Below are 24,617 nucleotides of genomic sequence, written 5' to 3' on the forward strand. Positions count from 1 at the left end.
GTCTAGCTGTTCAGCAACCAGTTGGGTTTGCGCTTGTTGAGGAAGGATTGCAGGCCTTCCCTGCCTTCAGGACTCACACGCACGTCGGCAATGCTTTCAACCGTCATGACAATCAGCTCGGGCGTGATGTCATACCCGGCCACGTCCTGCACCAGCTTTTTGCAGGCCTTGACCGCAGCAGGCCCGGCGTTGACCAGCGCTTGTGCCAGCTCGGCCACCTTGCCATCGAGCTGGTCCGCCGCCACCACTTCATGCACAAAACCAATGCGCAAGGCCTCTGTGGCACTGAATCGCTCGGCCGTCAAAAAGTAGCGGTGCGCCGCACGCGCGCCCATGGCGCGAATCACATAGGGGCTGATGGTCGATGGCAGCAAACCCAGCTTGACCTCGCTCAGGCAAAAACCTGCGGTATCTACCGCAACAGCAATATCGCAGGCCGCAGCCAGCCCTGTGCCGCCCGCATACACATCACCCTGTATACGCGCAATCGTTGGCTTGGGGCATTCGTAAACCGTGCGCATCATCTCTGCCAGGCGGGCTGCGTCTGCCAGGTTCTGCTCGCGTGTGTAGTCGGCCATGCTGCGCATCCAGTTCAGGTCTGCGCCTGCGCAAAAGGCCGTGCCGTTGGCGGCCAGCACGATGCAGCGCACATCGTCACGCGCGCCCAGGTCTTTAAATGCCGCCGTTACTTCAAGAATGACTTCATCATTAAAGGCGTTGCGTACATCGGGACGGTTGAGCGTGACGGTAGCGACTGCGCCTGTCACATTGATTTGCAAATGGCTCATTTCAATATTCCGTGGTCTCAATAACGCTTGGCAACTTCTTCCAGCATGACTTCCGTCGCGCCGCCGCCAATACCCAGCACGCGCGCGTCGCGCCACAGCCGTTCAATCGGTGTCTCGCGGATAAAGCCCATGCCGCCGTGAAATTGCTGGCAGGTCAGCAGCACCTCGTTGACCAGCTCGCCGGTCAGGGCCTTGAGCATGGACACCTCCTGCACGATGTCGCGCTTTTGCGTGACGGCCCAGGCGCAGTGGTACATGAACTGGCGCGCCGCACGAGTTTTGGCGTCCAGCATGGAAAGGCGCTGGCGAATCGTCTGCTGCTCCCACAGCGTGGCGCCAAAAGCCTGGCGCTGGCGGACATAGTCCAGCGTCAGTTCCAGCGCGCGGGTGCAGTGGCCGACCGCCATCGCGCCGAGAGCAATGCGTTCGGTCTGGAAGTTCTTCATCACCGAATAAAAGCCCTTGCCCTCTTCGCCCAGCAGGTTGCCAGCCGGTATGCGCACATTGTCAAAAATCAGCTCGGCCGTGTCTGACGACAGCCAACCGGTTTTCTTCAGCGCGCGGCCCACGGTGAAACCGGGCGTGCCTTTTTCAACAATGAACATCGACATGTCGCGTTTGCCCGGGCCCGTCTTGGCCGCCACAAAGTACAGGTCGGCATGTACACCGTTGGTGATGAACATCTTGGTGCCGTTGATGACCCATTCATCACCTTCGCGTTTGGCGGAGGTGCGTATACCCGCCACATCAGAGCCTGCACCCGGCTCTGTGATGCCAACCGCAGTGATCTTCTTGCCGGCAATCACATCTGGCAGGTATTTGGCCTTCTGTTCGGCATTGCCTGCATGAAACAGGTGTGGGCTGGCCATGTCGGTGTGTACCAGCACGGTGATGATGAAGCCGCCAAAGGTTGATTGCGACAGCGCCTCGGCAAACACCAGGTTGGTCAGCGCATCGGCCTCGCCGCCGCCATGTTCCGAGTCATACATCAACCCGAAGAAGCCCGCCTCGCCCATGCGGCGCAGCACATCACGGGGCACGCAGCCGTCTTCTTCCCACTGGGCGGCAAAGGGTTCCACCTCTTTGGCAATAAAACGCGCAATCTGATCGCGCAGCAACTCATGCTCGGGCGTGATGAAGATGTTGTCCATATGTCTCTTTTTATAAGTTGTTGTGATGGCCGCGCAGATTTACATGCGGAAGACGCCGAAGCGGGGTTCGCCGATGGACTGATTCATGCTGGCCGACAAACCCAGCGCCAGCACGCGCCGCGTGTCCGCCGGGTCGATCACGCCGTCGTCCCAGATGCGGGCACTTGAGTAGTAGGGGTGCGACTGGTGGGCAAACTGGTCCAGCACAGGCTGCTTGAAAGCCGCCTCTTCTTCGGCACTCCAGGTACCGCCTTTAGCTTCAATGCCGTCGCGCTTCACGGTCGCCAGCACGCTCGCGGCCTGTTCGCCGCCCATCACGCAGATGCGCGCGTTCGGCCACATCCACAAAAAGCGCGGTGAATAGGCCCTGCCGCACATGCCGTAATTGCCCGCGCCGTAGCTACCGCCGATGATGACGGTGAACTTGGGCACGCTGGCTGTGGCCACGGCCGTCACCAGCTTGGCGCCGTGGCGCGCGATGCCTTCAGCCTCGTATTTGCGGCCAACCATGAAGCCGGTGATGTTCTGCAAAAAGATCAACGGTATCTTGCGCTGGCAGCACAACTCGATGAAGTGCGCGCCCTTCTGTGCGCTTTCTGAAAACAGAATGCCGTTGTTGGCAATGATGCCGACCGGCATGCCTTCAATATGCGCAAAGCCGCAGACCAGCGTGGTGCCATAGCGCGCCTTGAAGTCATGAAACTCGCTGCCATCCACAATGCGGGCAATTACCTCATGCACGTCATAAGGCTTGCGCACATCGATGGGAATCACGCCGCCCAGCTCTTGAGGGCTGTGCAGCGGCGGTACCGGCTCGCGCAGCACCTGCTGCACGTTCTTCTTGCGGTTCAGGCTCGCCACGGCCTGCCGGGCCAGTGCCAGCGCATGCGCGTCGTTTTGCGCCAGGTGGTCGGCCACGCCCGACAGCCGCGTGTGTACATCGCCACCGCCCAGGTCTTCAGCCGAGACGATTTCACCAATCGCAGCTTTGACCAGTGGCGGCCCGGCCAGAAAAATCGTGCCCTGGTTTTTGACGATGATGGTTTCGTCGCTCATGGCCGGCATGTAGGCGCCGCCTGCCGTGCAGCTGCCCATCACCACGGCGATCTGCGCAATGCCCAGCGAGCTCATCTGCGCCTGGTTGTAGAAGATGCGGCCGAAGTGGTCACGGTCGGGGAAGACGTCGTCCTGGTTGGGCAGGTTGGCACCCCCTGAATCAACCAGGTAAACGCAGGGCAGGTTGTTCTGCTGCGCGATCTCCTGTGCGCGCGTGTGCTTCTTCACCGTCATGGGGTAGTAGGTGCCGCCCTTCACCGTCGCGTCGTTGCACACCACCAGGCAGTCAATGCCGCTGATGCGGCCAATGCCGGTGATGACACCGGCGCCCGGGGCGCTGTCGCTGCCGTCACGGTCGGGGTACATGGCGTAGGCAGCCAGCGGCGAGAGTTCGAGAAAAGGCGTGCCCGGGTCGAGCAGCATCTGCACACGTTCACGCGGCAGCAGCTTGCCCCGCGCCACATGCTTGGCGCGTGCAGCCTCACCGCCACCGGCGGCAGATTTGGCAACTTTTTCAGCAAGGTCATCGACCAGCGTGCGCATGGCAGCCGCGTTGGCCTGGAAGTCGGCCGAACGGGCATTGAGTTTGGTTTCCAGAACGGACATGAAATTCCTCTTAACAAACAGGGCGCAACATGTGCGGCTTACTCATGGCGTGAAGGGCTGTCATCCCGGACTCGATCCGGGATCCATGCCCCCGCTCTCCGCCTTTATCGCCTCGCCACGTCAACCATGGATTGCGGATCAAGTCCGCAATGACAGACATGGACACACCTTAACGCGAATCCACAAGATTAGCGAAAACTCGCCCCACGGTTGCAGTCAATCAAGTTGCAAATCGTGCCAATCTGGATGAAACTCCGGGTATGCCCGCACCCGATACCAAAAACCAGACCAGTGCGCCGGCTGCGGCCACCCCCATGGCCTTTGCCAGAAGCATAGTTGCTGCCTACAAACGCTATGGCCAAAACCCGGCTGAAGCGCTGAAGGTGGCACAGATCACGCCAGCCCAACTGGCCAAACCCACAGGCCATATCACAGCCCGGCAGATGGAAGTACTTTCAGGCACCGCCATGCAGGCGCTGGGCGATGAGGCACTGGGCGCTTTCTCACGCAAGTTGCCCTGGGGCAGCTACGGCATGCTGGCCCGGGCTTCGATCACCTCACCGAACCTGGGCATGGCCGTCAAACGCTGGTGCCGCCACCATGCGCTGCTGGCCGACGACATTGTTTTGCGCGTCAGCACCTCGGGCGACAGTGCAGCCATCATGGTCGAGGAGAAGGTGCCCGGCCAGGTCGGCGAGTTTGGGCTGGTGCATGTGCTGCGCAACATTCACGGCCTGGCCTGCTGGTATGTCGACTCGCGCATTCCGCTGCAGGGCGCACGCTTTCCGTTTGATGCGCCGCTGCATGCCGATGCTTACCCGCTGCTGTTTCAGGGCCCGCTGCAGTTCAATGCCCCACAGGCCGAGATCAGGTTTGACGCGCGTTACCTCGCCCTGCCCCTGCGCCGGGATGAAAAGGCATTGCAGCAAATGCTGCAGCGCGCCCTGCCCCTTACGGTGCTGCAGTACCGGCGTGACCGCCTGCTGGTGCAACAGGTACGCCAGGCCCTGGCCAACCCTGCAGTGGCTTCACACAATGCAGAGACCCTGGCAGCGGCGCTGAACATGTCACCCCGCTCATTGCATCGTCAGCTTCAGGAAGAAGGCGCTTCGCTGCAGCAGCTCAAGGACGAGGTGCGGTTTGAACGCGCGAAAGATTTGTTGCTGCGGACTTCAAAGCCCATCAAGCAGGTGGCTGCGACTTCGGGGTTTCGTAATGAGAAGAGCTTCACCCGCGCATTCCACCAATGGTCAGGTGAGACGCCGGTCGGCTTTCGCAAGCGCAGCGCGTGAGCAGCGGCTTATCGTCCAAACCAAACCTGCAGAGATCACAACACGTTCTGGGCATTGCCAAGGGCATTCGCCTACAGCGGCAGGCCAACTGAGCCGACATCCGGCGCTTTATGGCTTGCATAAGGTTGATTTCAGTTCCAAACGGAGCGATTTATCAACCATGCCCTTGGGGCAAAAAAGGAAAAACATATGTCTGACAACAAAGAAGTCGTAAGCGTTCTGAATGATTTGCTGGAAAACAGTCGCGACGGCGAATACGGTTTCAAGACCTGCGCCGAGCAGGTTGAAACTGCAAGCGCAAAAACTTTGTTCGCAACCCGTGCTGCTGGCTGTGCCCAGGCCGCCCGTGAACTCGAAGCGATGATCGTCCAGTACGGTGGCGAGCCTGCCGAAGGCGGGACCACAGCAGGCGCGCTGCACCGCGGCTGGGTAAAAGCCAAGGGTGCTGTGGGTTTTGACAGCGAACTGTCTATCCTCGAGTCCTGCGAAAAAGGCGAAGACTCTGCCATCGCGCGTTACCGCAAGGCCATGAAGGAAGAAGGCCTGCCCGCGGACGTCCGCGCCCTGATCGAGCGCCAGGCTGCCGGTGCCCAGAAGAACCATGACCAGATTCGTGATCTTCGGGATGTGGCGCGCGCGCAGAAGTAAATTCTGCGTTGACCGACAAAGCCCCTTCGGGGGCTTTTTTCGTCCCCCCCGAGCGACCAATTGCTACTGCACAAGGTACCCCGAGTTAAGAACGAAGTACGGTTTGAATCGGCGAAGGATTTGTTGCTTAGAACTTCCAAGCTCACTAAGCAGGTGGCTAAGGTTTCGGGGTTCCGGATTGAAAAGAGCTTTATAGGAGTTTCGAGAGTTGGCAGGAGTTTCTTCAGCACAGTTCAGGAGCGCTGAAATCTATTGAATCAACCCAATTCATTGTCTTGCAACAAACCTTTTTTCTCTGCCCACTGAATCCAATCCACCTCTTCGGAAGAAACCGGTTGCAAACTCCCGCCAAAATTTGCACTATCGGCAAACAAGATTAGATTGTCGCAATCCCAGCGTGCTGACGGAGCAATTAAGCCGTCACACCCTAAAAACTCAATTGCGGCACCAATTTGCTGAGTTCGATGGGGGTTGACTTTTTGATAGTTGGCATCTGAAACACCTAGGGCATGCAAATCCGTCCTCACAAGTTTCAAAGTACGGTCCGTCACAACCTCCAGTGTGTGAAGAGCCGCAGTTTTTGAAGGGCGCGGATTCCATTGGGACCAATGAAAGGATATCTCGGCCAAGGCTCCTTCACGTTGCAGACTGGTGTAAAGGACTGCAGCAGCACCCGAAGGCATCCAACGACCACCACTCCTAGAAGTAAGCAAAGGATCTAGGCTTCTACGGGTCGCCCGAAACACCTTGCCGCTGTAGTGTTCTTTAGGAAGACCATCCAGCTTATCCAGCAAATCTGATTCGTGAATCATTTGTAGCTAGATTTTTATAGATACACGCCATCTCTTAGCTGATGAACTACAGATAGAACTTCATCAACGCGCCCCTTTTGAATCAGCTCAGCTGGAGTTTCTCCATTTAGCAACCTCTGGCGAGAAAAAATCCAAAGTCGAGCTTCATTTGGCTCATAAAAATCAGACAGCTGATCTACGATGAACTCCAACTCTAGAAGCTGTTTTTCAGTATTCGGATGAGGAAATGCTTTTCCTTGATTCCACCGAGAAACCGTTTCCGGACGAACCTCCAAAACATTGGCGATATCAGAGGAACGCATCGCACCCTTTGTCTGGATAGCATCCAATCGACGGGCAATAGCATTGCTATTCATGGCTAAGCTCCTTTCAAAATTAACTTCTACGGGCTTCTCGAGAGGCACGTGTTTTAGGATGTTGCGCAAACGTGGCATCCTCTTTTCGTTTTTGAGCATATGCACCCAACGCCACTCGCAAATCATTCAATCGTTTACTTTGAGAGGCCATCTTTTTCTTAAGTGCTTCAGGCAAGGAAAGACCAGTTGCCACGAGTGCGCGATCACTCGCCGGCCGAAGGTGATCTTCGAGAAACTGAGCGGGTCTTAGTGACTCAGGAATTTGACTAAGTCCAGCTACTTCGCGCGTCCGCTGATACAAGAAATGGCGTGCAGGTGCCTGCAACATATCGGGAATGCCCCGGCCACAGCACAAAGTGTTCCTGCAGCCAAAAGCGGTTCGCGCTTTAGAACCAGTCTCAAACACTATTTCGGCATCTACTCTAGCGAGCAGCAAATCCAGGGTCGGCAAGTAAACGCGAAGTCCTTGCGCAAATGGAGGCGTTGTGGGAACCTTTTTCCAATGCCCACAGTTAAATCGCTCTCCCGAAGTTATCCCATGTGAGATGCCGCCAACAAGGCCAAAGGCCAATAAAGAGAGTCCAACTAGTCCACCCATGTGATCTGCGATCACCGGAACACCCAAGCTGTGAAATGCTGCAGCAGCATCGCCATATCGAGTTACAGCCGTGGGGCTACTGTCAGAACCGCATCCATCAACGTGTAGCCAAAGGCTATCGATATTCAGATTCCGCAGCCGCTCCAAAATCAAAAATCGCTTCGACTCGGTTCGAAATGCTTCATAGCTAATTGCTAGGGAGTAGTTAATCTGAATAGAACTTGAATTTTTGCGTTGCAGAGCGGAACGAAGGGCTTTGGTAGTCGCAATATCGATCTCAAGCCAAGGATCATTTGGGCTCGAAATCAAATGCGTTGGGGCAAGTATTTGTGTGAATCCATGCGTGATGGCAAATTGCGCAATCTCGTCCGCAAATTTTCGAATAGCCAATTCCGTCGAAAAATCATGCAGCGTGTGCATCCGTTTAGCCGACCAAGGCAAACTATCCATGGCCTTCGTGTACCCACCAACCGTGCCCATAGCCTGAGTTTGAGGGTCTAAAACCGCATCAATGCGATGTTCCAAGACGAGCGATAGAAGTTCTTTTTGTTTCTCTACTCGCTTGGCCTCAAACACTACCCCGCTAAAGGAAGCATCCCCAGCAGTAATGAAGGTCTGCAAGTCTTTTTGGCCTGCCTGCCCCACCCGTAAAAACAAGCCTAACGGATCGGGGGCCGAACGAACTAGACGAATTACTGGAGGCGCCATTTCCTTCTCCTTTGAACGAACAGACTTTATTATAGTCTTTTAAATTGACATTTTGGTAGTCTTTTTTGATTTTGAAGTCTTACAAAGTCGAAATGAGCAGTTTTAGACGAAAAAAAAGCTCCTGCGCAGAGCTTTTTTCAGGCTTTAAAACCCTAACCAGCGACAACCTCAGCCACCCGCTCCATCACCCCAATCCGGTCCAGCGCCCCAGCCAGGTTGGCCACTGTCTTGTCGACGTTGTGCCACTTCTCCAGCCCGAACAGCCCCACGCGGAAGGTCTTGAAGTCGGCGCCTTCGTCGCACTGCAGCGGCACACCGGCTGCGGTCTGCAAACCCTGATCAAGAAACTTCTTGCCTGACTGGATGTCGGGGTCTGTGGTGTAGCTGACCACGACGCCGGGGGCCTTGAAGCCTTCTGCTGCGACGCTGGGCAGGCCTCTTGATTCGAACAGTTTGCGGACCTTGCTGCCCAATGCTTCCTGCTCGGCTTTTACTTTTGCAAAACCGTAGGCCTGGGTTTCTTTCATGGCGGCGCGCAGGCGTGTGAGGGCGTCTGTGGGCAGCGTCGCGTGATAAGCGTGACCGCCTTTTTCGTACGTTTCCATGATCTGCAGCCACTTCTTCAAATCACATGCAAAGCTGGAGCTGGTGGTGCCGTCGATGGCGGTGCGGGCTCGCTCGCTGAGCATGACCATGGCGCAGCAGGGTGAGCTGCTCCAGCCTTTTTGCGGGGCCGAGATGAGCACGTCAACGCCAACCGCTTTCATATCGACCCACATGGCGCCAGAGGCGATGCAGTCGAGCACGAACAAACCACCTGCGGCATGCACGGCATCGGCCACGGCCTTCATATAGCTGTCAGGCAGGATCATGCCGGAGGCGGTTTCAACGTGCGGGGCAAAGACCAGGGCGGGCTTTTCTTTGGCAATCGTTGCGACGACTTCATCAATCGGTGCGGGTGCCCAGGGGGCCTGTGCGCCCTTGCTGGTCTGGCGGGCTTTCATGACGGTGGACGACGCGGGGATGTTGCCCATGTCAAAGATCTGCGTCCAGCGGTAGCTGAACCAGCCGTTGCGGATCACCATGACGTGCTTATCGGCGGCGAACTGGCGGGCGACGGCTTCCATGCCGTAGGTGCCGCTTCCGGGCACCAGCACGGCCGAGTGGGCGCCGTACACCTCTTTCAGGATGCTGGAGATATCAGTCATCACACCCTGGAAGTTTTTCGACATGTGGTTGAGCGCGCGGTCGGTGTACACCACCGAAAACTCAAGCAGGCCGTCAGGGTCAACGTTGGGAAGAAGTCCGGGCATGTGTGTCTCGCAGTCTTTATAAAAGTCGGGCTGGCAGCTTAGCATGGTGAGCGATTTTGGGGGTGCCCTTTGCCGGGCCGGGGTTTTATTGCCCGGGCTCTGCGGCTATCCTGCAGAATGACCCGACCGCGAGCCAAAAAATACACCAACAGGCTTGACCCCTTCACACCAACCGAGGCGCAGCCCGACTGCGACAGCCCATGGATTTTTTACTCGACCCGAATGTCTGGATAGCGTTTGCGATGTTGACCGCGCTCGAAATCGTGCTGGGTATAGACAACATCATCTTTATCTCCATCCTGGTGGGGCGGCTGCCGCCCGAGCGGCGCGACAAGGCGCGACGGCTGGGCCTGGGCTTTGCCATGGTGTCGCGCCTGTTGCTGCTGTTCTCGCTGAGCTGGGTGATGGGCCTGACGGCAGACCTTTTTACGGTGGCGCGCCAGGGCATCAGCGGGCGTGACCTGGTGCTGCTGCTGGGCGGCCTCTTTCTTTTGTACAAGGCTTCGCATGAGATCTTTGTGGAGGTGGAAGCTCGCGAGCAGGCCGGCCCGCCCGTGAGCGACCAGGCACAGCTGAAGGCGGCGGGCAACAAATTGTTCTGGGGAATCATCGGCCAGATCGCCATCATCGACATCGTGTTTTCACTCGACTCGGTCATTACCGCGGTCGGCATGGTGGACGAGATCTGGGTGATGGTGGCAGCGGTCATCACCTCTGTGGGCGTGATGCTGGTGGCGGCCAAACCGATTGGTGATTTTGTGGACGCCCACCCGTCCGTCAAGGTGCTGGCGCTGGCCTTTCTGGTGATGGTGGGCATGGCGCTGACGGCCGAGGCCTTTGACCAGCATGTGCCCAAGGGCTACATCTATGCAGCCATGGCTTTCTCGCTCGGTGTTGAAGCGCTGAATATCCGTGCGCGGAGCAAGCGCGCCAGGCTGGCAGCCGAAGCTGCCGCAGACAGACCCGCAAGCTGATGGTCAGTGGGCCGGCTGCGGCTGACCGCTGACGGCGGCGTTGCGCATGAAGTAAGCGCCCAGGGCAGCCGCCGTCAGCGCAAACAGTGCGCCGACGGCAAACGCGATCTGGTAACCGCCGTTCAGCGCCACGGCAGGCGACGCACCTGCGGCCTGCAGCGCGGCAGACTTGCCCGCCGCCAGGCTGGCCAGCACGGCCAGGCCCAGCGAGCCGCCCATCATGAAAGCCGTGTTGACCACGCCCGATGCAAGGCCCGAGTCCTCAGGTTTCACATCACTCATGGCGGCCAGCAGCATGGGGTTGAAGGCGATGCCTGCGCCCACACCCAGCAACAACATGCCGGGCAGCACATGCAGCACAAAACTGCCGCCCACGGGCGCGCGCGCAAACAGCGTCAGCCCTGCGGCCGCAATGGCCAGGCCCACAGCCAGCGGGCCGCGGAAGCCCCAGCGCATGACGATCTTTGCCGAGACGCCCAGCGACATCGCCGCCATGATGAGGTTGGCGGGCAGGAAGGCGAGGCCGACCTGCAGCGGCGTGAACTCAAGCACCAGTTGCATGTAGAGCGCCGAGATAAAGAACCAGGCAAACATGGCAGCCGCCCACAGCACGCCGGCCACATTGGCGGTGGCGACATTGCGCAGCCTGAACAGGCCGAGCGGCATCAGCGGCGAGGAGACGCGAGACTCTATGAAGATGAACACGGCCAGCAGCACGATGGCCGCACCCATCAGGCCCAGCGTCTGCGCGGAGCCCCAACCGGCTTCGTTGCCATTGACCACCGCGTACACCGCCAGCATGAGCGCGCCGGTGACAGTGACGGCGCCGCCCACGTCCAGCTTGTGCCCGGTCTGGCCGCTGCCTGCCGGGATCAGCGCCATGCACAGCGCAAACACACCCACGCCTATCGGCAGATTGACCAGAAAGATCCAGTGCCAGTTGAGCTGGCTGGTGAGCAGGCCGCCCAGCAACACGCCTATGCTGCCGCCGCCGGCGCAGACAAAACCGTAGACGCCCATGGCTTTGGCGCGGGCGGCGGGCTCGGTGAACAGGTTCATGATGAGCGACAGCGACACGGCCGACACCACCGCGCCGCCCAGGCCCTGCACGGCACGCGCGACGATGAGCATGGCCTGCGACTGCGCCATGCCGCAGGCCAGCGAGGCAATGGTGAAGAGCACGATGCCGGCGAGGAAAAGCCTGCGGTGGCCGTACAAATCACCCAGCCTGCCGCCCAGCAGCAGAAAGCCGCCGAAGGTCAGCATGTAGGCATTGACGACCCAGACCAGCGAGGTTTCAGAAAAGCCGAGATCGGTGCGTATGGACGGCAGCGCGACGTTGACGATGGTGGTGTCGAGCACGATCATCAGCACGCCCAGGCACAGCACCATCAGCGCCCACCAGCGTTTGCGGCTGTCGGGTGCGGTGGTTGTGGGGGTGGCGTTCATGCCTTCGTCTCCTGCCCCGCATCCTTTTCAAAATACTGCTCAAAGAAACCGACAGGGTGCATCTCTATGCGCCAGCCGGCCTGCTCGCCCAGCGTGGCGGCAGGATGCAGTGATGCCAGGCGGATGGCCTCTTCACGACTGGCCGCCTCGATCATGAAAAAGCCGCCGACCAGCTCTTTCGTCTCTACAAAAGGGCCGTCGGTCACCTGCGTCCTGCCGCCGCGCGGCTCCAGGCGAATGACGTCCTTGTCGCTACCCAAAGAGGCACTGAGCCGCAACTGGCCGGTGGCCTTGAGCTCGGCATCCCTGGCGGGGCACTGGCTGACCAGCGCCTGCCGGTCGGCGGGCGACATGGCCGCCATGTCTGCGGGGCGGTAGTTGGCGAGGCAAAGGTATTTCACACTGCTGTCCTTTCGTTTTGGGCTGATACCTGTACGACGAACGGTCGGGGCCGGAATCGACATGATCAGGAATTTTAGGTTTGGGCAAGGAGTGGAGATGGATTGCGGATCGAGTCCGCAATGACAAGCGCCGGCTGTCATCCCGGGCTTGACCCGGGATCCATGACCCCGTGCCCGAATGCCCTGCCGTTTCAGAGCAGCGACTCATACAAATCATCCCACCCGGGATTGTTCTCCTCGATCAGCGCAATCTTCCATTCGCGCTTCCAGTTTTTGATCTGTTTTTCCCGGTCGATCGCGGCTTCGATGGAAGATGTCGACTCAAACCAGACCAGGCTCTGGACTGCATAGCGACTGGTAAAGCCCTCCGTCAAGCCGTTTTTGTGCTCGTACACGCGGCGCACCAGATTGCTGGTGACGCCGACATAGAGGGTGCCGTTCTTGCCACTGGCGAGGAGGTAGACGAAATAGTCCATGAAGTGGTGTCATTTTCGCGCTCACTGCGCTTCGTTGCCGATGGATTGCGGATCAAGTCCGCAATGACAGACGAAGGCAAGAACCGAAATCGCGTCATCCCGGGCCTGACCCGGGATCCATGACTTCCCTCCCGTCCAGGAACGCAGGGGATGGATTGCGGGTCTAGCCCGCAATGACAGGCAATGTCAGGCCAGCAGGCCGGTCAGTTCAGCCATGTCGGTAAAGATGGTCACCGCGCCGGCCTTGCGCAGGGCGCCCGGTGCGTCATGCCCTGCCTCCGCCGGGCTGTAGCCGAACACGGTGGCGCCGGCGGCCACGCCCGCTGCCACGCCGGTCACGGTGTCTTCAATCACGGCGCAGCGTCTGGCGTCTACACCCAGCGCCGCGGCGGCGGCCAGGTACACGTCGGGGAAGGGTTTGGAGCGGGGCATCTCGTGACCGCTGAAGATGCGGCCCCTGAAGTACGGCATGAGGCCGCACTTGTCCATCTGCAGCTCGACCTTGAAACGGTCGGCGCCCGACGCGCAGGCGATGCGGCCATTGAACAGCGCGTGGATGGCGGCGGACATCCCGACCGCGCCACGAATCGGCTTGACGCGCGACACCAGGCCCTCGTTGCGGCGCTCGCGAAAGCGCACCATCCATTCTTCCGTCAGCGGTTTGCCGGTGTTGGCCTCGATCAGGCCAGCCTGGTCTTTCACAGCCTTGCCGATAAAGAGTGCCATGCACTCCTCCGGGGTCAGCGTCCAGCCGGACTCCTCCAGCATGTCGCGCAGGATGCCGTTGGTGATGGGTTCGCTGTCCACCAGCACGCCATCGCAGTCAAAGAGGACGGCATCGAACCTGGGCTTTATCATGGAAATTGCTATATTTTCAGTAGCGGCTCACGCACGTATTCAAAGGGCTGCAGCCGATTTAATGTCTCAAAATGGCACTTTTTTGGCCTTTTTTGACCGTTTTGGAGCCATCCAAGGTATCAAAAACCCAAAATGTTAATACCCATATTAACATTTGACCACTTTTTAACGTATACGTTAAATTTTGCTGTTTTGGGGCAGTTCCAACTCGCCATCCAGATAGTACCAACGCCCCTGCTCGCGCACGAAGCGGCTGAGCTCGTGGATGCGCACGGCCCGCCCGTTGATGCGGTAGCGGGCGACGAATTCGACTGTGGCGTGGTCGGTGTCCTGAAGTTGGTGACCGCGCACTTCCAGCCCCAGCCACTGCGTGGAAACATCGGCCGCCACATCAGGCGGGCAGGTGCTGGCGTGCCAGCTGGCGCGCAGATAGTCGTCACGGCCCAGCACGAAGGCGCTGTAGCGTGAGCGCATCAGGCTTTCGGCATCAGGCGCCGGGGTGTTGGCGAAGTCATCAAGGTAGCGGCCGCAGCAGTTGCCATAGCCCAGCAGCTTTTTGGCGGCTGTACGGCCGCAGGGGCACGGCGCTGACGCCTGAAGCTGGGTTGCCACGTTTGTCAGCCCTTTTTTGCCTTGCGCTCTTCCAGCGTCTCGGTCGGCGCGCCCTGCTTGACCCATTCGGCGTAACCGCCGTCGATGTGGGCGACATTGGTCATGCCCATGTCCTGCAGCGTTTTGGCAGCCAGTGCGCTGCGCCAGCCTGCTCCGCAGAACAGCACAAACTCTTTGGACTCGTCGGCGAACAGGGCCTTGTGGTACGGCGAAGCCGGGTCAACCCAGAACTCGAGCATGCCGCGCGGCGCGTGGAAGGCGCCTGTCACCGTGCCGGCTGACAGTTCGCGGATGTCTCTTATGTCGACGATCTGGACATTGGGGTCGTTGAGTTTGGCTTTGGCTTCTTCGACGCTGTAGGTCTTGACCTGGGACATGGCTTCGGCTACGAGGGCTTGGTAACCTTTGGTGATTGGCATGGTTGTCTCCTTTTGTTTGTATTGTCTGCAATTCGGGAGGGTTGTCAGTGTTTGGTTGCCTTGCCCTTCACTACCAGGCCGGGTCTCGCCCCGGCGGGCGAGTTACTTTTCTTTGCTTCGCCAAAGAAACCTAACGAAAAGAAAGGCGACCCGCCGTCTGGGTCCCTTCACTTCGTTACGGGCAACCTGCGGTGCTCGATTACGTCGGCGGGAAAAACAACTCGCTTCGCTCAAACAAGTTTTTCCCCTTTATGCCGTCTCCATCTCCGCTCCTCGGCCCAGCCTCAACGGGGTGGGGGAAATGAACTCGGGAGCGGATTCGGGGAGCCCCAAGCGCGTCGCGCTTGGGGCGAGTCTTTAGACTGCGTCCCCCAAACCCTTGGAGAGGAGCCGAGAAGGGCAGGACCAGACGGATCAGGGCTGAAACTTGTTTGAGGCGATAGCCGAGTTGTTTCAGACCCCGGCTGGACCGAGCATCGCAGGGTGCCCGTAGCGAAGCGTAGGGACGACGAACAGGGTCGCCTTTCTTTTGGGTACTTTTCTTTGGCGAAGCAAAGAAAAGTGCCTCGCCCGCCGGGGCGAGACCCGGCTTCTGCGTGAAGGGCACCAACACCAGCCAACGCGCGACTTCAGGCGGTGAAGGGCACAAACCTCAACCCAACCAAATCCTAAGCCAGCCCTCGCTGAATAATGATCTTCTGCACATCAGAAGTCCCCTCATAAATCTGGCAAACCCGCACATCCCGGTAAATGCGTTCCACCGGGAAGTCACTCACATACCCATACCCACCCAGCGTCTGGATGGCAGCGCTGCAAACCTTTTCAGCCATCTCGCTGGCAAAGAGTTTGGCCATCGCGGCTTCTTTCAAACACGGCAGACCAGCGTCGCGCAAGGCTGCGGCGTGCCAGATGAGCTGACGTGCGGCTTCAAGCTGCGTCGCGCAATCAGCCAGACGAAAGCCCACCGCCTGGTGGTTGAAGATCGCCGTGCCAAAGCTCTGGCGCTCTTTTGAATATGCCAGCGCAAAGTCGAATGCGCTGCGGGCCATGCCCAGGCTTTGCGCGGCAATGCCTATGCGGCCGCCTTCGAGTGCGCCCAAAGCGATCTTGTAGCCCTCGCCTTCGTTGCCGATCAGGTTCTCTGCCGGGATGCGGCAGTTGTCAAAATTGATCTGTGCGGTGTCGCTCGAATGCTGGCCGAGTTTGTCTTCAAGCCTTGCGACGACATAACCCGGCGCGTCGGTCGGCACGATGAAGGCGCTCATGCCCTTTTTGCCGGCGCCCTTGTCAGTCACCGCAATAACGATGGCGGCATGGCCATTTTTGCCGCTGGTGATGAATTGCTTCACGCCGTTGATCAGATACTCATCGCCGTCTTTCACCGCTGTGGTCTTGAGGCCGGACGCATCGCTGCCGACGTGCGGCTCGGTCAGGCAGAACACGCCCAGCATCTGTCCCTGTGCCAGCGGCGTGAGCCAGTCCTTCTTCTGCTGTACATTCCCGTAGCGCATGAGGATGGCGTTGACGGGGCAGTTGGTGACGCTGATCGCCGTGCTGGTGCCGCCGTCGCCGGCGGCGATTTCTTCAAGCACCAGCGCGAGCGTGAGGTAATCAAGGTTGGCGCCGCCAAACTCTTCGGGCACACAGATGCCGTAAGCGCCGAGTTCTGCCAGGCCCTTGTGCACGTCTTTGGGAAAGTGATGCTCCTTGTCCCACTTCGCGGCGTTGGGCCAGAGCTGCTCCTGGGCAAAGGCTCGTACCGCGTCGCGGATCATTTCCTGGTCCTGGGTCAATATCATCAGAAACTCTCCGGTTTACCAGCCTGCAAAAGGGCTGCCTTCGTAGTTGAGATACGCACCCTTTTGCCTGGCGGTAAGTTTTGCAATCGCGCCGCGCATGCCAGTCACGCTTTCTTCCACCGTCAGGTTGGCACCCGCGCCACCCATGTCGGTCTGGACCCAGCCGGGCGACATCGCCACCATGATGGCCTTGGGATAGTCGTGCTGTGCCGAGGCGACGGCCATGTTGAGGGCGGCCTTGCTGACGCGGTAAGTCCATGCGCGGCTGGATTCCACACCTTCTATGCGGCCCATGGCGCTGGTGATGAACACAAAACTTCCGCCCTTGCCTTTAGCCGCCGCTTCAACCAGCGGGGCCACCTGCGGGATGGTTTGCATCGCGCCCAGCACATTGGTGTGCATGGTGCGGTCGAACTCAACCTGCGTGGGCGGCGACAGTGCATCGCCCTGCGGAAACACACCGGCGACATATACCGCAATGTCAATCTGCTCACCATCAAGCTGCCAGGCAAGCCCGCTGATACTGGCCGGGTCAGCCACATCGACTCGCAGGGCCGTAGCACCCATGGCCTTCAGCTTCGCCAGGCCCGCATCGTCACGCGCCGTGGCAATCACGGTGGCGCCGCCCACCAGGTACTGGCGCACAAACTCTTCGCCTATGCCGCGAGATGCGCCAATGACCAGGACTTTCATGCTCAGAGCAACTCGATAGCCAGGGCCGTGCCTTCGCCGCCACCAATGCACAAGGTGGCAACACCCTTCTTGAGGCCGCGCGCCTGCAAGGCATGAATCAGCGTGACGATGATGCGCGCACCGCTGGCGCCAATCGGGTGACCCAGTGCGCAGGCACCGCCGTTGACGTTGACGATGTCATGGCTGATGTTCAGCTCTTTCATGAGCGCCATGGGCACGACGGCGAAGGCCTCGTTGACTTCCCAGAGGTCAACATCATTGACCGTCCAGCCTATCTTTTTGAACAGCTTCTGCACGGCGCCTACTGGGGCAGTAGAGAACCACTCGGGTGCCTGCGAGAAAGTGGCGTGGCCGACAATGCGGGCGATGGGTTTGGCGCCCAGCTCTTTAGCCGTGGATTCGCGCGCCAGCACCAGCGCAGCAGCGCCGTCGTTGATGGATGAAGAAGACGCGGCGGTGATGGTGCCGTCTTTTTTGAACGCAGGCTTTAGGGCAGGAATCTTGTCGAGCTTGATCTTGCCGGGGCCTTCATCGACGGCGATGACGGTGTCGCCGCTGCGGCCCTTGACGGTGACAGGTGTGATCTCGGCCTTGAAGGCGCCTGACTCGGTGGCGGCCTTGGCGCGCTGCACGCTGGCGGTGGCGAAGGCGTCTTGTGCCTCGCGCGTGAAGCTGTATTTGGCGGCGCAGTCTTCGCCAAAGGTGCCCATGGAACGGCCAGGCTCGTAAGCGTCTTCAAGGCCGTCAAGCATCATGTGGTCCATCACGCGGTCATGGCCTATGCGTATGCCGCTGCGGCCCTTGAGCAACAGGTGTGGTGCGTTGGTCATGCTCTCCATGCCGCCTGAGACCATCACATCACGGCTGCCGGCCAGCAGTTGATCATGCGCAAGCATGGTGGCCTCCATCCCGGAGCCGCACATTTTCGACAGCGTCACAGCGCCGGTGCTGGCTGGCAGGCCGCCCTTGAAACCGGCCTGGCGTGCAGGCGCCTGGCCCTGGCCGGCCATCAGGCAGTTGCCGAAGAGCACTTCATCAACCTTTGCAGGCGCAATACCTGAACGTTCAATGGCGGCCTTGATGGCTGCGCCGCCGAGGTCATGTGCTGCGAGCGAGGAAAAGTCGCCCTGAAAGCCGCCCATGGGGGTGCGGGCGGCGCCGAGGATAACGATGGAATCAGGCATGGAATGATCTTTCAGTCAGACGGGAACGAGATGGATTGCCTAGCGGGCAGAACGCTCGGCCACCACGCCGGCGATGGCGGCGCGGTACAGGGGCTCGATAGACGCGGTGCTGGTCACCGTCATGTGCAGGTCCTGCAGCAGGCCGTCATGCACGCCAAAGGCCCAGCCGTGCACGCTGGTCTTCTGGCCCTTGGCCCAGGCGTCCATCATCACCGTGCTGACACAGACATTCACAACCTGCTCGATCACGTTCAGGTCTACCAATGCATCGCCGCGCTGTGCTTCGGGCAGCGCAGCCAGCAGATCGCTGTGGCGGTCACGCACTGACTGGATATGCCGTATCCAGTTGTCGGCCAGGCCCACGCGGACATTGTTCAGGGCAGCCATGACGCCACCACAGCCGTAATGGCCGACAACCATGACGTGCTCGACCTGGAGCATGTCCACGGCGTACTGGATGGCAGACAGGGCATTCAGGTCCGAATGCACCACCAGATTGGCCACATTGCGGTGGACGAAAACCTCACCCGGCTCCAGCCCGGTGATCTGGTTGGCGGGCACACGGCTGTCGGAGCAACCTATCCACATGTATTTGGGAGTCTGCTGCTTGATCAGGCCGGTGAAAAAACCGGGCCGGTCACGTTCCATCTGCGCTGCCCAGGCGCGGTTATGGGCAAAGAGGTCTTGTATAGGCATGGGTGGATTTTCGCTTACAGGTCTACATGGTTTCGGCAAACAGTTCGCGCCCGATCAGCATGCGGCGGATCTCGCTGGTACCTGCGCCTATTTCATAGAGCTTTGCATCACGCCAGAGGCGGCCCAGCGGGTATTCATTGATGTAACCGTTGCCGCCGAAGATCTGCACGCCTTCACCAGCCATCCAGGTCGCCTTTTCGGCGCACCAGAGGATGACGGAAGCGCAGTCCTTGCGGACCTGGCGCACATGGTCCGTGCCCAGCATGTCGAGGTTTTTGGCGACGGTGTAGGCAAATGAACGGCCAGCCTGCAGCACGGTGTACATGTCGGCCACCTTGCCCTGGATGAGCTGGAATTCGCCGATGCTCTGGCCGAACTGCTTGCGGTCGTGGATGTAGGGCACGACGTTGTCCATCACCGACTGCATGATGCCCAGCGGGCCGCCGGTGAGCACGGCGCGTTCGTAATCAAGGCCGCTCATCAGCACCTTGGCGCCGCTGTTGAGGCCGCCCAGAATATTCTGCGCCGGCACCTCCACGTTGTTGAAAACCAGCTCGCCGGTGTGGCTACCGCGCATGCCGAGCTTGTCGAGTTTTTGCGCAATTGAAAAACCCTTCATGCCTTTTTCAATCAGGAAGGCGGTGACGCCGCGCGCACCGAGTTCGGGCTCGGTCTTCGCATAGACGACCAGCGTGTCGGCATCGGGGCCATTGGTGATCCAGAACTTGCTGCCGTTGAGCAGGTAATAGCCGCCCTTGTCTTCTGCTTTCAGCTTCATGCTGATGACGTCGCTGCCCGCGCCGGGCTCGCTCATGGCCAGTGCACCCACATGCTCGCCGCTGATGAGTTTGGGCAGGTATTTTTTGCGCTGCTCTTCAGTGCCGTTGCGCTTGATCTGGTTGACGCAGAGGTTGCTGTGCGCACCATATGACAGCCCCACCGAGGCGCTGGCGCGGCTGATTTCTTCCATCGCGATCATGTGGGCGAGGTAGCCCATATTGGCGCCACCGTACTCTTCGCCGACGGTGATGCCGAGCACACCGAGTGAGCCCATTTTTTGCCACAGGTCCATGGGGAACTGGTCGTTGCGGTCGATTTCCGCCGCACGAGGGGCAATCTCGGCCTGTGCAAAATCGCGTACCGTGTCGCGCAGGGCGTCAATGTCTTCGCCGAGCTGGAAGTTGAGTCCGGGCAGGTTGTTCATGGCTTGTCTCTTTTCCTTGGTGCAATATCTGTCGGGCAGGTCTCAGTAACTTTTGGCGACCGGAACTATGGTCTGCTGCATCACGGCGCAGGTGGTCTGTTTGCCTTTGCCATCATCATGCACAACCTCGGCGCTGGTGACGATGATGCGGCGGCCGGCCTTGATGACGCGACCCGTGGCTGTCAGTTCACCGCCCTGGAAGGCGGCCAGGAAGTTGACCTTGTATTCGGCCGTGGTGACTTCGGAGTCTTCAGGCACAGTCGTCATGGCTGCATAACCGCCGGCGATGTCGGCCAGCGCGCCCATGGCGCCACCGTGGAAGCCGCCCTGCTGCTGCGTCACGCGATCTGAATATGGCAACGCGATCACACAGACGCCAGGTTCGACGCTGACAAGGCGGGCGCCGAGCTGCAGCATCATGCCCTGGCGCAAAAAACTCGCTTCGACGCGCTTGAACAGCTCCGGGTGTGCAGAAGTTGCAGTCATGGTCGGTCTCATTTTTGTCGCCGGGTGTGCGCCGCGGCGGCGGAAGTTCTGGTTGACACCAGGCAATTGACGTTTACGTAAACGTCAATTATCCACAAAACTCCGGGGTTCAGCTGGCTTTGGCTTTTTCCGTCTTGGCCAGCAGGGCTTTGGCTTCTTTTTCGTGCGTGCGGATTTCGTCGAGGTTGGCCTGCAGGTCGAGCATTTGCGCTTCAAGCTTCTTGCGGTGGTCGGTCAGGATGGCGAGGAACTTGCGCAACTGGGGCGCGGTGTCGCGCGGACTGTCATATGAATCGATGATTTCCTTGGCCTCGACCAGTGACAGCCCCAGGCGCTTGGCACGCAGTGTGAGCTTGAGGCGGGTGCGGTCACGTGCGGTGTACACCCGGTTGCGGCCGCCTGCGCCTTCACGCTGCGGTTGCAGCAGGCCCATGTCTTCGTAAAAGCGCATGGCCCGCGTGGTGAGGTCGAACTCTTTGGCCAGGTCGCTGATGGTGTAGGTGGTTGCCATGGTCTTCACAGGTAATGCCGGTCAGTCAGCGCATCGGGCGCCGTGTCCCTACAATGAATGGGATATGACGTTTACGTAAACGTCATGTGAACCCGCGAATATTACATGAACCTTCTCGAACAGCAACTTGATTACCCCCTTGGCGACAGCCTGCCCACAGGCGGCTCCGTCGTGGAGGTGGCGCCCGGCATCAAGTGGGTACGCATGGCACTGCCCTTTGTGCTGGACCACATCAACCTCTGGCTGATGCGCGACGAGATGCAGGACCCCCAGCGCCCCGGCCACATGCTGCAGGGCTGGACGATTGTTGATTGCTGCGTGAGCCGGGATGAATCAAAAGCGCAGTGGGAAAGCATTTTTGCGAACGAGATGGAAGGTCTGCCGGTGCTGCGCGTCATCGTGACGCACATGCACCCTGACCATATCGGACTGGCTGGCTGGCTTTGCGAACGCTGGACTACTGCCGACCATGTTTGCCGCCTGTGGATAAGCGCCACCGACTACAACGTCGCCAAACTTTCAAGCCAGACGACGATAGAGTTTGGCGGTGAAAGTGCTGCGCGGTTTTTTGCGTCGCACGGCCTGAACGATGCAGACACCTTTGAGGCGATCAAGACCCGCAAGGGCTATTACGCCAACCTTGTGCCGTCAATCCCCGCAAATTTCCGCAGGTTGATGGACGGGCTTGAAATCCGTATCGGCGGCAGGAACTGGCGCTGCATCAGCGGTTATGGGCATGCGCCCGAGCACATGGCGCTGTACTGCGAAGATCTAAAGGTACTGATCAGCGGTGACATGGTGCTGCCCCGCATCTCTACCAATGTCAGCGTGTATGAGCAGGAGCCTGAAGCCGACTCGCTCAGGCTGTTCCTCGACTCCATCGCCAGGTTTCTGCCGCTGGATGACAGCACGCTGACCCTGCCCTCACACGGCAGGCCCTTCAAGGGGCTGCACACACGCATAGCCCAGTTGCAGGACCATCACCGCGACCGGCTGGCAGAGGTCATGCAGGCCTGCACGGAAAAGCCCTGCAGCGGCGCCGACATCCTGCCCATCATGTTCAAACGCAAGCTGGACCTGCACCAGACCACCTTTGCCATGGGCGAGGCCATCGCCCACCTTCACCTGCTGTGGCATGAAGGCCGACTGAGGCGTGAGCGGGGTCCGGACGGCGTCTACCGATTCAGCAGGGCCTGAGTCCAGCCCGGCACCAGCCAGCCGCAGCGCCATTCCCGAACGGGAGCTACTTCGCAGCCGGCGCAACGTCCTGCGGGAACACCATGTAAAAGCTGGCGCCTGTCGGGCTGGTTTCTGCCCAGACCCGTCCGCCATGCCGCTCGGCCACGCCTTCGACAATCGCCAGCCCCAGGCCGTTGCCCGCAAAATCAGCTGACGAATGCAGCCGCTGGAATGGGGTGAAGAGCTTGTCCGTGTAGGCAGCATCGAAACCCACCCCGTTGTCAGACACCTGCAGCACTTTTTCAGCAGGCACCCTGCCCGGCAGAAGTGCGACACGAATCCAGCCTTCGGCTTTTCTGGAGGTGAACTTCCACGCGTTGTCGAGCAGGCAGGTCATCGCCCTGGTGACCAGGACCTTGTCGGCGACCAGTGGCAGGGAGACATCCAGCTCCATCGTCACCACACGGTCCGGGTCACGCTTTTTCAGGTCCGTGACGAGCAGCTCGCACAGGGCTGCGACATCAACGACCTGCATCTCGCCTGGCGGGGGCAGTTGCACCAGCACACGCAGGTCGTCAACCAGTTTTGCAAGCTGGCGCATGCTGGCCCGGATGCGGTCAACGTAGTGCTTGCCGGCATCGTCCAGCACGGCCGAGTATTTGTCCGACAGCATGGCCGCAAAACCGTTGGCCGCGTGAAGGGGCCCCTGGAGGTCGTTGGAAAGGGCATAGGTGAAGGCCTCCAGGTCCCGGCTGGACTTTTTCAGGTCCGCCTGCACCCTCTCCAGTTCCTCTTCCATTTCGGCGTTCTCGCGACGCAGCGCCCTGTCGGCCAGGTGGCGCTCGGTGACGTCGGCCAGGCTGACAAGTATGGCCATGTGGTCCTGCCAGCGGAGCCGGCCACAGGCAAGCTCGACCAGCACCAGCTGGCCGTCCATCTTCTTTTGCTTGCAGACCTGCACGCTGAGTTCACCATCAGCGGCGCCCTTGCGCAGGTCCATGGAACTGAGCAGGGCCGCACCTTCGCCATCAGGGAAAAGCGCCCCCATCTTGAGCTTTAAGAACATCTTTCGGGGAATACCGTAAAACACCACTGCCGCCTGGTTGGCGGCGATGATGCGCAAGGACACCGCATCAAAAACCCACATCGCATTGGGATTGGCGTCAAAGATGAGCTGATTTCGCCGCTCGCTCTCCTTGAGCAGCGCCGCCGTGTTCCTGGCAGCGCTGACATCCCGCAGGCTGACGGTGCACCCGCCCTCATGACCTATGAAGGCATATTCGATCCAGTCGCCCTCGAACTCGCGGTGGACGGTGAAATGATGCTGCGCCGACGCAGCCAGCGCCTGGCGGGTGGCGGCCTGCTGCTGCTCGGCCAGCCACTCCGGCACCACATCCCAGAAATCACGACCGGCAACGTCGGGCAGCAGGCAATGCAGCATGTGCCGGGCTTCTGCGTTGATGTCGACAATGCAGCCCCGCCTGTCCAGGAAAACCAGCCCCGCCAGGGCCGAAACCGGTACGGCCTCCAGCGGGCCAGGCAATGTCTCGTCCTGGCGGGCAGCGGCGGTACCCGTCCCGGAGGACCGGCGGTCGCCGCGCGACCCTGTCATTCCGCCACGCCGGAATCGTCCCGCGGCGGAGGCATGCTGCGTTCTGGGGAAACGCCGGGGCCGTCGTTCCGGGCAGGCTGGGCATCTCGCGTGCGCCATTTTGCATTGGCGGGCATGAGTGCAGCCATAAACCCCTGAAGCCAGTCGAAGTTGATGGGCTTGCCCTGGAGATGGGCATAGGACGGAAACCCGCCCCTCGCCTCTATGGCCTGCGGTGGCAACCCGCTGACAACCACAATCTGCATCTCCGCCAGATGCGCATTGCGCTTCAGCGTCTTGAGCATTTCCAGGCCGTCCACGCCGGGCATCGAGAGGTCGGTGATCAGCAGGTCGGGGCGTACGCTGGCAATGTCCATCATGGCCTCCAGCGCCGAAGGCATCCAGGTGCAGTCTATGGGCAGGTCCCAGTCCTCGAACTGGTAACGATAAAGTTCACGCGCGCTTTCGTCATCCTCCACCACCATGACTCGCAGGCGGGGGCCGGGGTTGGACTGCATCCGGACAATTTTCTTGCTGTTTTTTTCCAGATAGGTGTTGATCGAGCGTAAAGCGATGCGGCGATGCCCGCCCAGAGTCTTCCACGCGTCAATTTCACCTTTTTCAACCAGCGCCTGAACCGTGGCTACCGACAAGCCCAACAATTTGGCCGCATAGCTGGTGCCGCAGTAGTCTTCAATGGAGAAGTCTGCCGCGGTGATCGCGTCTTCAAATGTTTTGGGTTTGTTGGACATATGGC

Annotated in this window: 27 protein-coding genes; 5 read left to right on the top strand and 22 right to left on the bottom strand. The window is 59.8% G+C overall.

Translation table 11 applies throughout. The features are described from left to right. Positions 1–2: 2 nt before the first annotated feature. The 3 genes from HYX42_RS15155 to HYX42_RS15165 are packed head-to-tail and all read right to left on the bottom strand — an operon-like array spanning position 3 to position 3,601. The gene (locus HYX42_RS15155) at positions 3–788 is read right to left on the bottom strand and encodes an enoyl-CoA hydratase/isomerase family protein (RefSeq protein WP_293404456.1); all 786 of its coding nucleotides are present in this window, start codon (positions 786–788) and stop codon (positions 3–5) included. 17 nt (positions 789–805) lie between these two features. Continuing rightward, positions 806–1,939, bottom strand: coding sequence for an acyl-CoA dehydrogenase family protein (locus HYX42_RS15160; protein WP_293404458.1), 1,134 nt, complete (start codon positions 1,937–1,939; stop codon positions 806–808). A 39-nt stretch (positions 1,940–1,978) separates the two neighbouring features. Further along, on the bottom strand, positions 1,979–3,601 hold the full coding sequence (locus HYX42_RS15165; protein ID WP_293404460.1) for a carboxyl transferase domain-containing protein: 1,623 nt from the start codon (positions 3,599–3,601) through the stop codon (positions 1,979–1,981). Between the two features lie 260 nt (positions 3,602–3,861). Between HYX42_RS15165 and HYX42_RS15170 the strand changes: the two genes are divergently transcribed. Next, the gene (locus HYX42_RS15170) at positions 3,862–4,893 is read left to right on the top strand and encodes an AraC family transcriptional regulator (RefSeq protein WP_293404462.1); all 1,032 of its coding nucleotides are present in this window, start codon (positions 3,862–3,864) and stop codon (positions 4,891–4,893) included. 189 nt (positions 4,894–5,082) lie between these two features. Next, complete coding sequence (locus tag HYX42_RS15175; RefSeq protein ID WP_293404464.1) at positions 5,083–5,541, top strand: PA2169 family four-helix-bundle protein; 459 nt, start codon at positions 5,083–5,085, stop codon at positions 5,539–5,541. A 257-nt stretch (positions 5,542–5,798) separates the two neighbouring features. Here HYX42_RS15175 and HYX42_RS15180 read toward each other — a convergent pair whose 3' ends face one another. The 4 genes from HYX42_RS15180 to HYX42_RS15195 form a co-directional block, all read right to left on the bottom strand. Continuing rightward, entirely contained in the window at positions 5,799–6,353 is a 555-nt protein-coding gene (locus tag HYX42_RS15180; protein ID WP_293404466.1) for an RES family NAD+ phosphorylase, read from the bottom strand. A gap of 14 nt (positions 6,354–6,367) precedes the next feature. Further along, positions 6,368–6,709, bottom strand: coding sequence for a hypothetical protein (locus HYX42_RS15185; protein ID WP_293404468.1), 342 nt, complete (start codon positions 6,707–6,709; stop codon positions 6,368–6,370). Positions 6,710–6,728: 19 nt separating this feature from the next. Then, on the bottom strand, positions 6,729–8,015 hold the full coding sequence (locus HYX42_RS15190) for a hypothetical protein (protein WP_293404470.1): 1,287 nt from the start codon (positions 8,013–8,015) through the stop codon (positions 6,729–6,731). 152 nt (positions 8,016–8,167) lie between these two features. Then, complete coding sequence (locus HYX42_RS15195) at positions 8,168–9,328, bottom strand: aminotransferase class V-fold PLP-dependent enzyme (protein WP_293404472.1); 1,161 nt, start codon at positions 9,326–9,328, stop codon at positions 8,168–8,170. A gap of 200 nt (positions 9,329–9,528) precedes the next feature. Between HYX42_RS15195 and HYX42_RS15200 the strand changes: the two genes are divergently transcribed. Next, a complete protein-coding gene (locus HYX42_RS15200; protein ID WP_293404474.1) occupies positions 9,529–10,302 on the top strand; it encodes a TerC family protein in 774 nt (257 codons plus the stop codon). 3 nt (positions 10,303–10,305) lie between these two features. Here the strand turns inward: HYX42_RS15200 and HYX42_RS15205 are convergent, their stop codons facing one another. The 4 genes from HYX42_RS15205 to HYX42_RS15220 all read right to left on the bottom strand — a co-directional run bounded on the left by HYX42_RS15205 (position 10,306) and on the right by HYX42_RS15220 (position 13,486). Then, positions 10,306–11,751: a DHA2 family efflux MFS transporter permease subunit gene (locus HYX42_RS15205; protein WP_293404476.1), complete on the bottom strand. Its 1,446-nt coding sequence runs from the start codon at positions 11,749–11,751 to the stop codon at positions 10,306–10,308. Beyond that, positions 11,748–12,152 (bottom strand): YciI family protein, encoded by a 405-nt coding sequence (locus HYX42_RS15210; RefSeq protein ID WP_293404478.1) that lies wholly within the window; start codon positions 12,150–12,152, stop codon positions 11,748–11,750. Before HYX42_RS15210 ends, HYX42_RS15205 begins: the two co-directional genes overlap by 4 nt. 191 nt (positions 12,153–12,343) lie before the next feature. Beyond that, positions 12,344–12,628, bottom strand: a complete 285-nt coding sequence (locus HYX42_RS15215; RefSeq protein WP_293404480.1) for a GIY-YIG nuclease family protein — start codon at positions 12,626–12,628, stop codon at positions 12,344–12,346. 186 nt (positions 12,629–12,814) lie between these two features. Beyond that, positions 12,815–13,486 (bottom strand): HAD family phosphatase, encoded by a 672-nt coding sequence (locus HYX42_RS15220; protein ID WP_293404482.1) that lies wholly within the window; start codon positions 13,484–13,486, stop codon positions 12,815–12,817. Here HYX42_RS15220 and HYX42_RS15225 point away from each other — a divergent pair. Then, entirely contained in the window at positions 13,485–13,625 is a 141-nt protein-coding gene (locus tag HYX42_RS15225; protein ID WP_293404484.1) for a hypothetical protein, read from the top strand. The two genes, HYX42_RS15220 and HYX42_RS15225, sit on opposite strands and share 2 nt — an antisense overlap. A gap of 38 nt (positions 13,626–13,663) precedes the next feature. Here HYX42_RS15225 and HYX42_RS15230 read toward each other — a convergent pair whose 3' ends face one another. The 9 genes from HYX42_RS15230 to HYX42_RS15270 form a co-directional block, all read right to left on the bottom strand. Then, complete coding sequence (locus HYX42_RS15230) at positions 13,664–14,098, bottom strand: YchJ family metal-binding protein (RefSeq protein ID WP_293404486.1); 435 nt, start codon at positions 14,096–14,098, stop codon at positions 13,664–13,666. A 5-nt stretch (positions 14,099–14,103) separates the two neighbouring features. Next, the gene (locus tag HYX42_RS15235) at positions 14,104–14,517 is read right to left on the bottom strand and encodes a rhodanese-like domain-containing protein (RefSeq protein WP_293404487.1); all 414 of its coding nucleotides are present in this window, start codon (positions 14,515–14,517) and stop codon (positions 14,104–14,106) included. A 668-nt stretch (positions 14,518–15,185) separates the two neighbouring features. After that, positions 15,186–16,316 (bottom strand): acyl-CoA dehydrogenase family protein, encoded by a 1,131-nt coding sequence (locus HYX42_RS15240; protein ID WP_293404488.1) that lies wholly within the window; start codon positions 16,314–16,316, stop codon positions 15,186–15,188. 15 nt (positions 16,317–16,331) lie between these two features. Continuing rightward, on the bottom strand, positions 16,332–17,009 hold the full coding sequence (locus HYX42_RS15245; RefSeq protein WP_293404489.1) for an SDR family oxidoreductase: 678 nt from the start codon (positions 17,007–17,009) through the stop codon (positions 16,332–16,334). Between the two features lie 2 nt (positions 17,010–17,011). After that, entirely contained in the window at positions 17,012–18,193 is a 1,182-nt protein-coding gene (locus HYX42_RS15250; RefSeq protein WP_293404491.1) for an acetyl-CoA C-acyltransferase, read from the bottom strand. A gap of 39 nt (positions 18,194–18,232) precedes the next feature. Next, the gene (gene can / locus HYX42_RS15255) at positions 18,233–18,889 is read right to left on the bottom strand and encodes a carbonate dehydratase (protein ID WP_293404493.1); all 657 of its coding nucleotides are present in this window, start codon (positions 18,887–18,889) and stop codon (positions 18,233–18,235) included. A gap of 22 nt (positions 18,890–18,911) precedes the next feature. Beyond that, complete coding sequence (locus HYX42_RS15260; RefSeq protein ID WP_293404495.1) at positions 18,912–20,093, bottom strand: isovaleryl-CoA dehydrogenase; 1,182 nt, start codon at positions 20,091–20,093, stop codon at positions 18,912–18,914. Between the two features lie 42 nt (positions 20,094–20,135). Continuing rightward, positions 20,136–20,579, bottom strand: a complete 444-nt coding sequence (locus HYX42_RS15265; protein ID WP_293404497.1) for a PaaI family thioesterase — start codon at positions 20,577–20,579, stop codon at positions 20,136–20,138. Between the two features lie 109 nt (positions 20,580–20,688). After that, entirely contained in the window at positions 20,689–21,090 is a 402-nt protein-coding gene (locus tag HYX42_RS15270; protein ID WP_293404498.1) for a MerR family DNA-binding transcriptional regulator, read from the bottom strand. A gap of 105 nt (positions 21,091–21,195) precedes the next feature. Here HYX42_RS15270 and HYX42_RS15275 point away from each other — a divergent pair, with 105 nt between their 5' ends. Further along, positions 21,196–22,287: an MBL fold metallo-hydrolase gene (locus HYX42_RS15275; RefSeq protein WP_293404499.1), complete on the top strand. Its 1,092-nt coding sequence runs from the start codon at positions 21,196–21,198 to the stop codon at positions 22,285–22,287. A 46-nt stretch (positions 22,288–22,333) separates the two neighbouring features. Here the strand turns inward: HYX42_RS15275 and HYX42_RS15280 are convergent, their stop codons facing one another. Both HYX42_RS15280 and HYX42_RS15285 read right to left on the bottom strand, forming a co-directional pair. Next, a complete protein-coding gene (locus tag HYX42_RS15280) occupies positions 22,334–23,881 on the bottom strand; it encodes an ATP-binding protein (protein WP_293404501.1) in 1,548 nt (515 codons plus the stop codon). Beyond that, positions 23,878–24,612: a response regulator gene (locus HYX42_RS15285; protein ID WP_293404503.1), complete on the bottom strand. Its 735-nt coding sequence runs from the start codon at positions 24,610–24,612 to the stop codon at positions 23,878–23,880. The genes HYX42_RS15280 and HYX42_RS15285 overlap by 4 nt, the downstream gene beginning before the upstream one ends. Positions 24,613–24,617 lie beyond the last annotated feature (5 nt).

The organism is Polaromonas sp., from assembly GCF_016185115.1.
GTDB lineage: Bacteria > Pseudomonadota > Gammaproteobacteria > Burkholderiales > Burkholderiaceae_C > Polaromonas.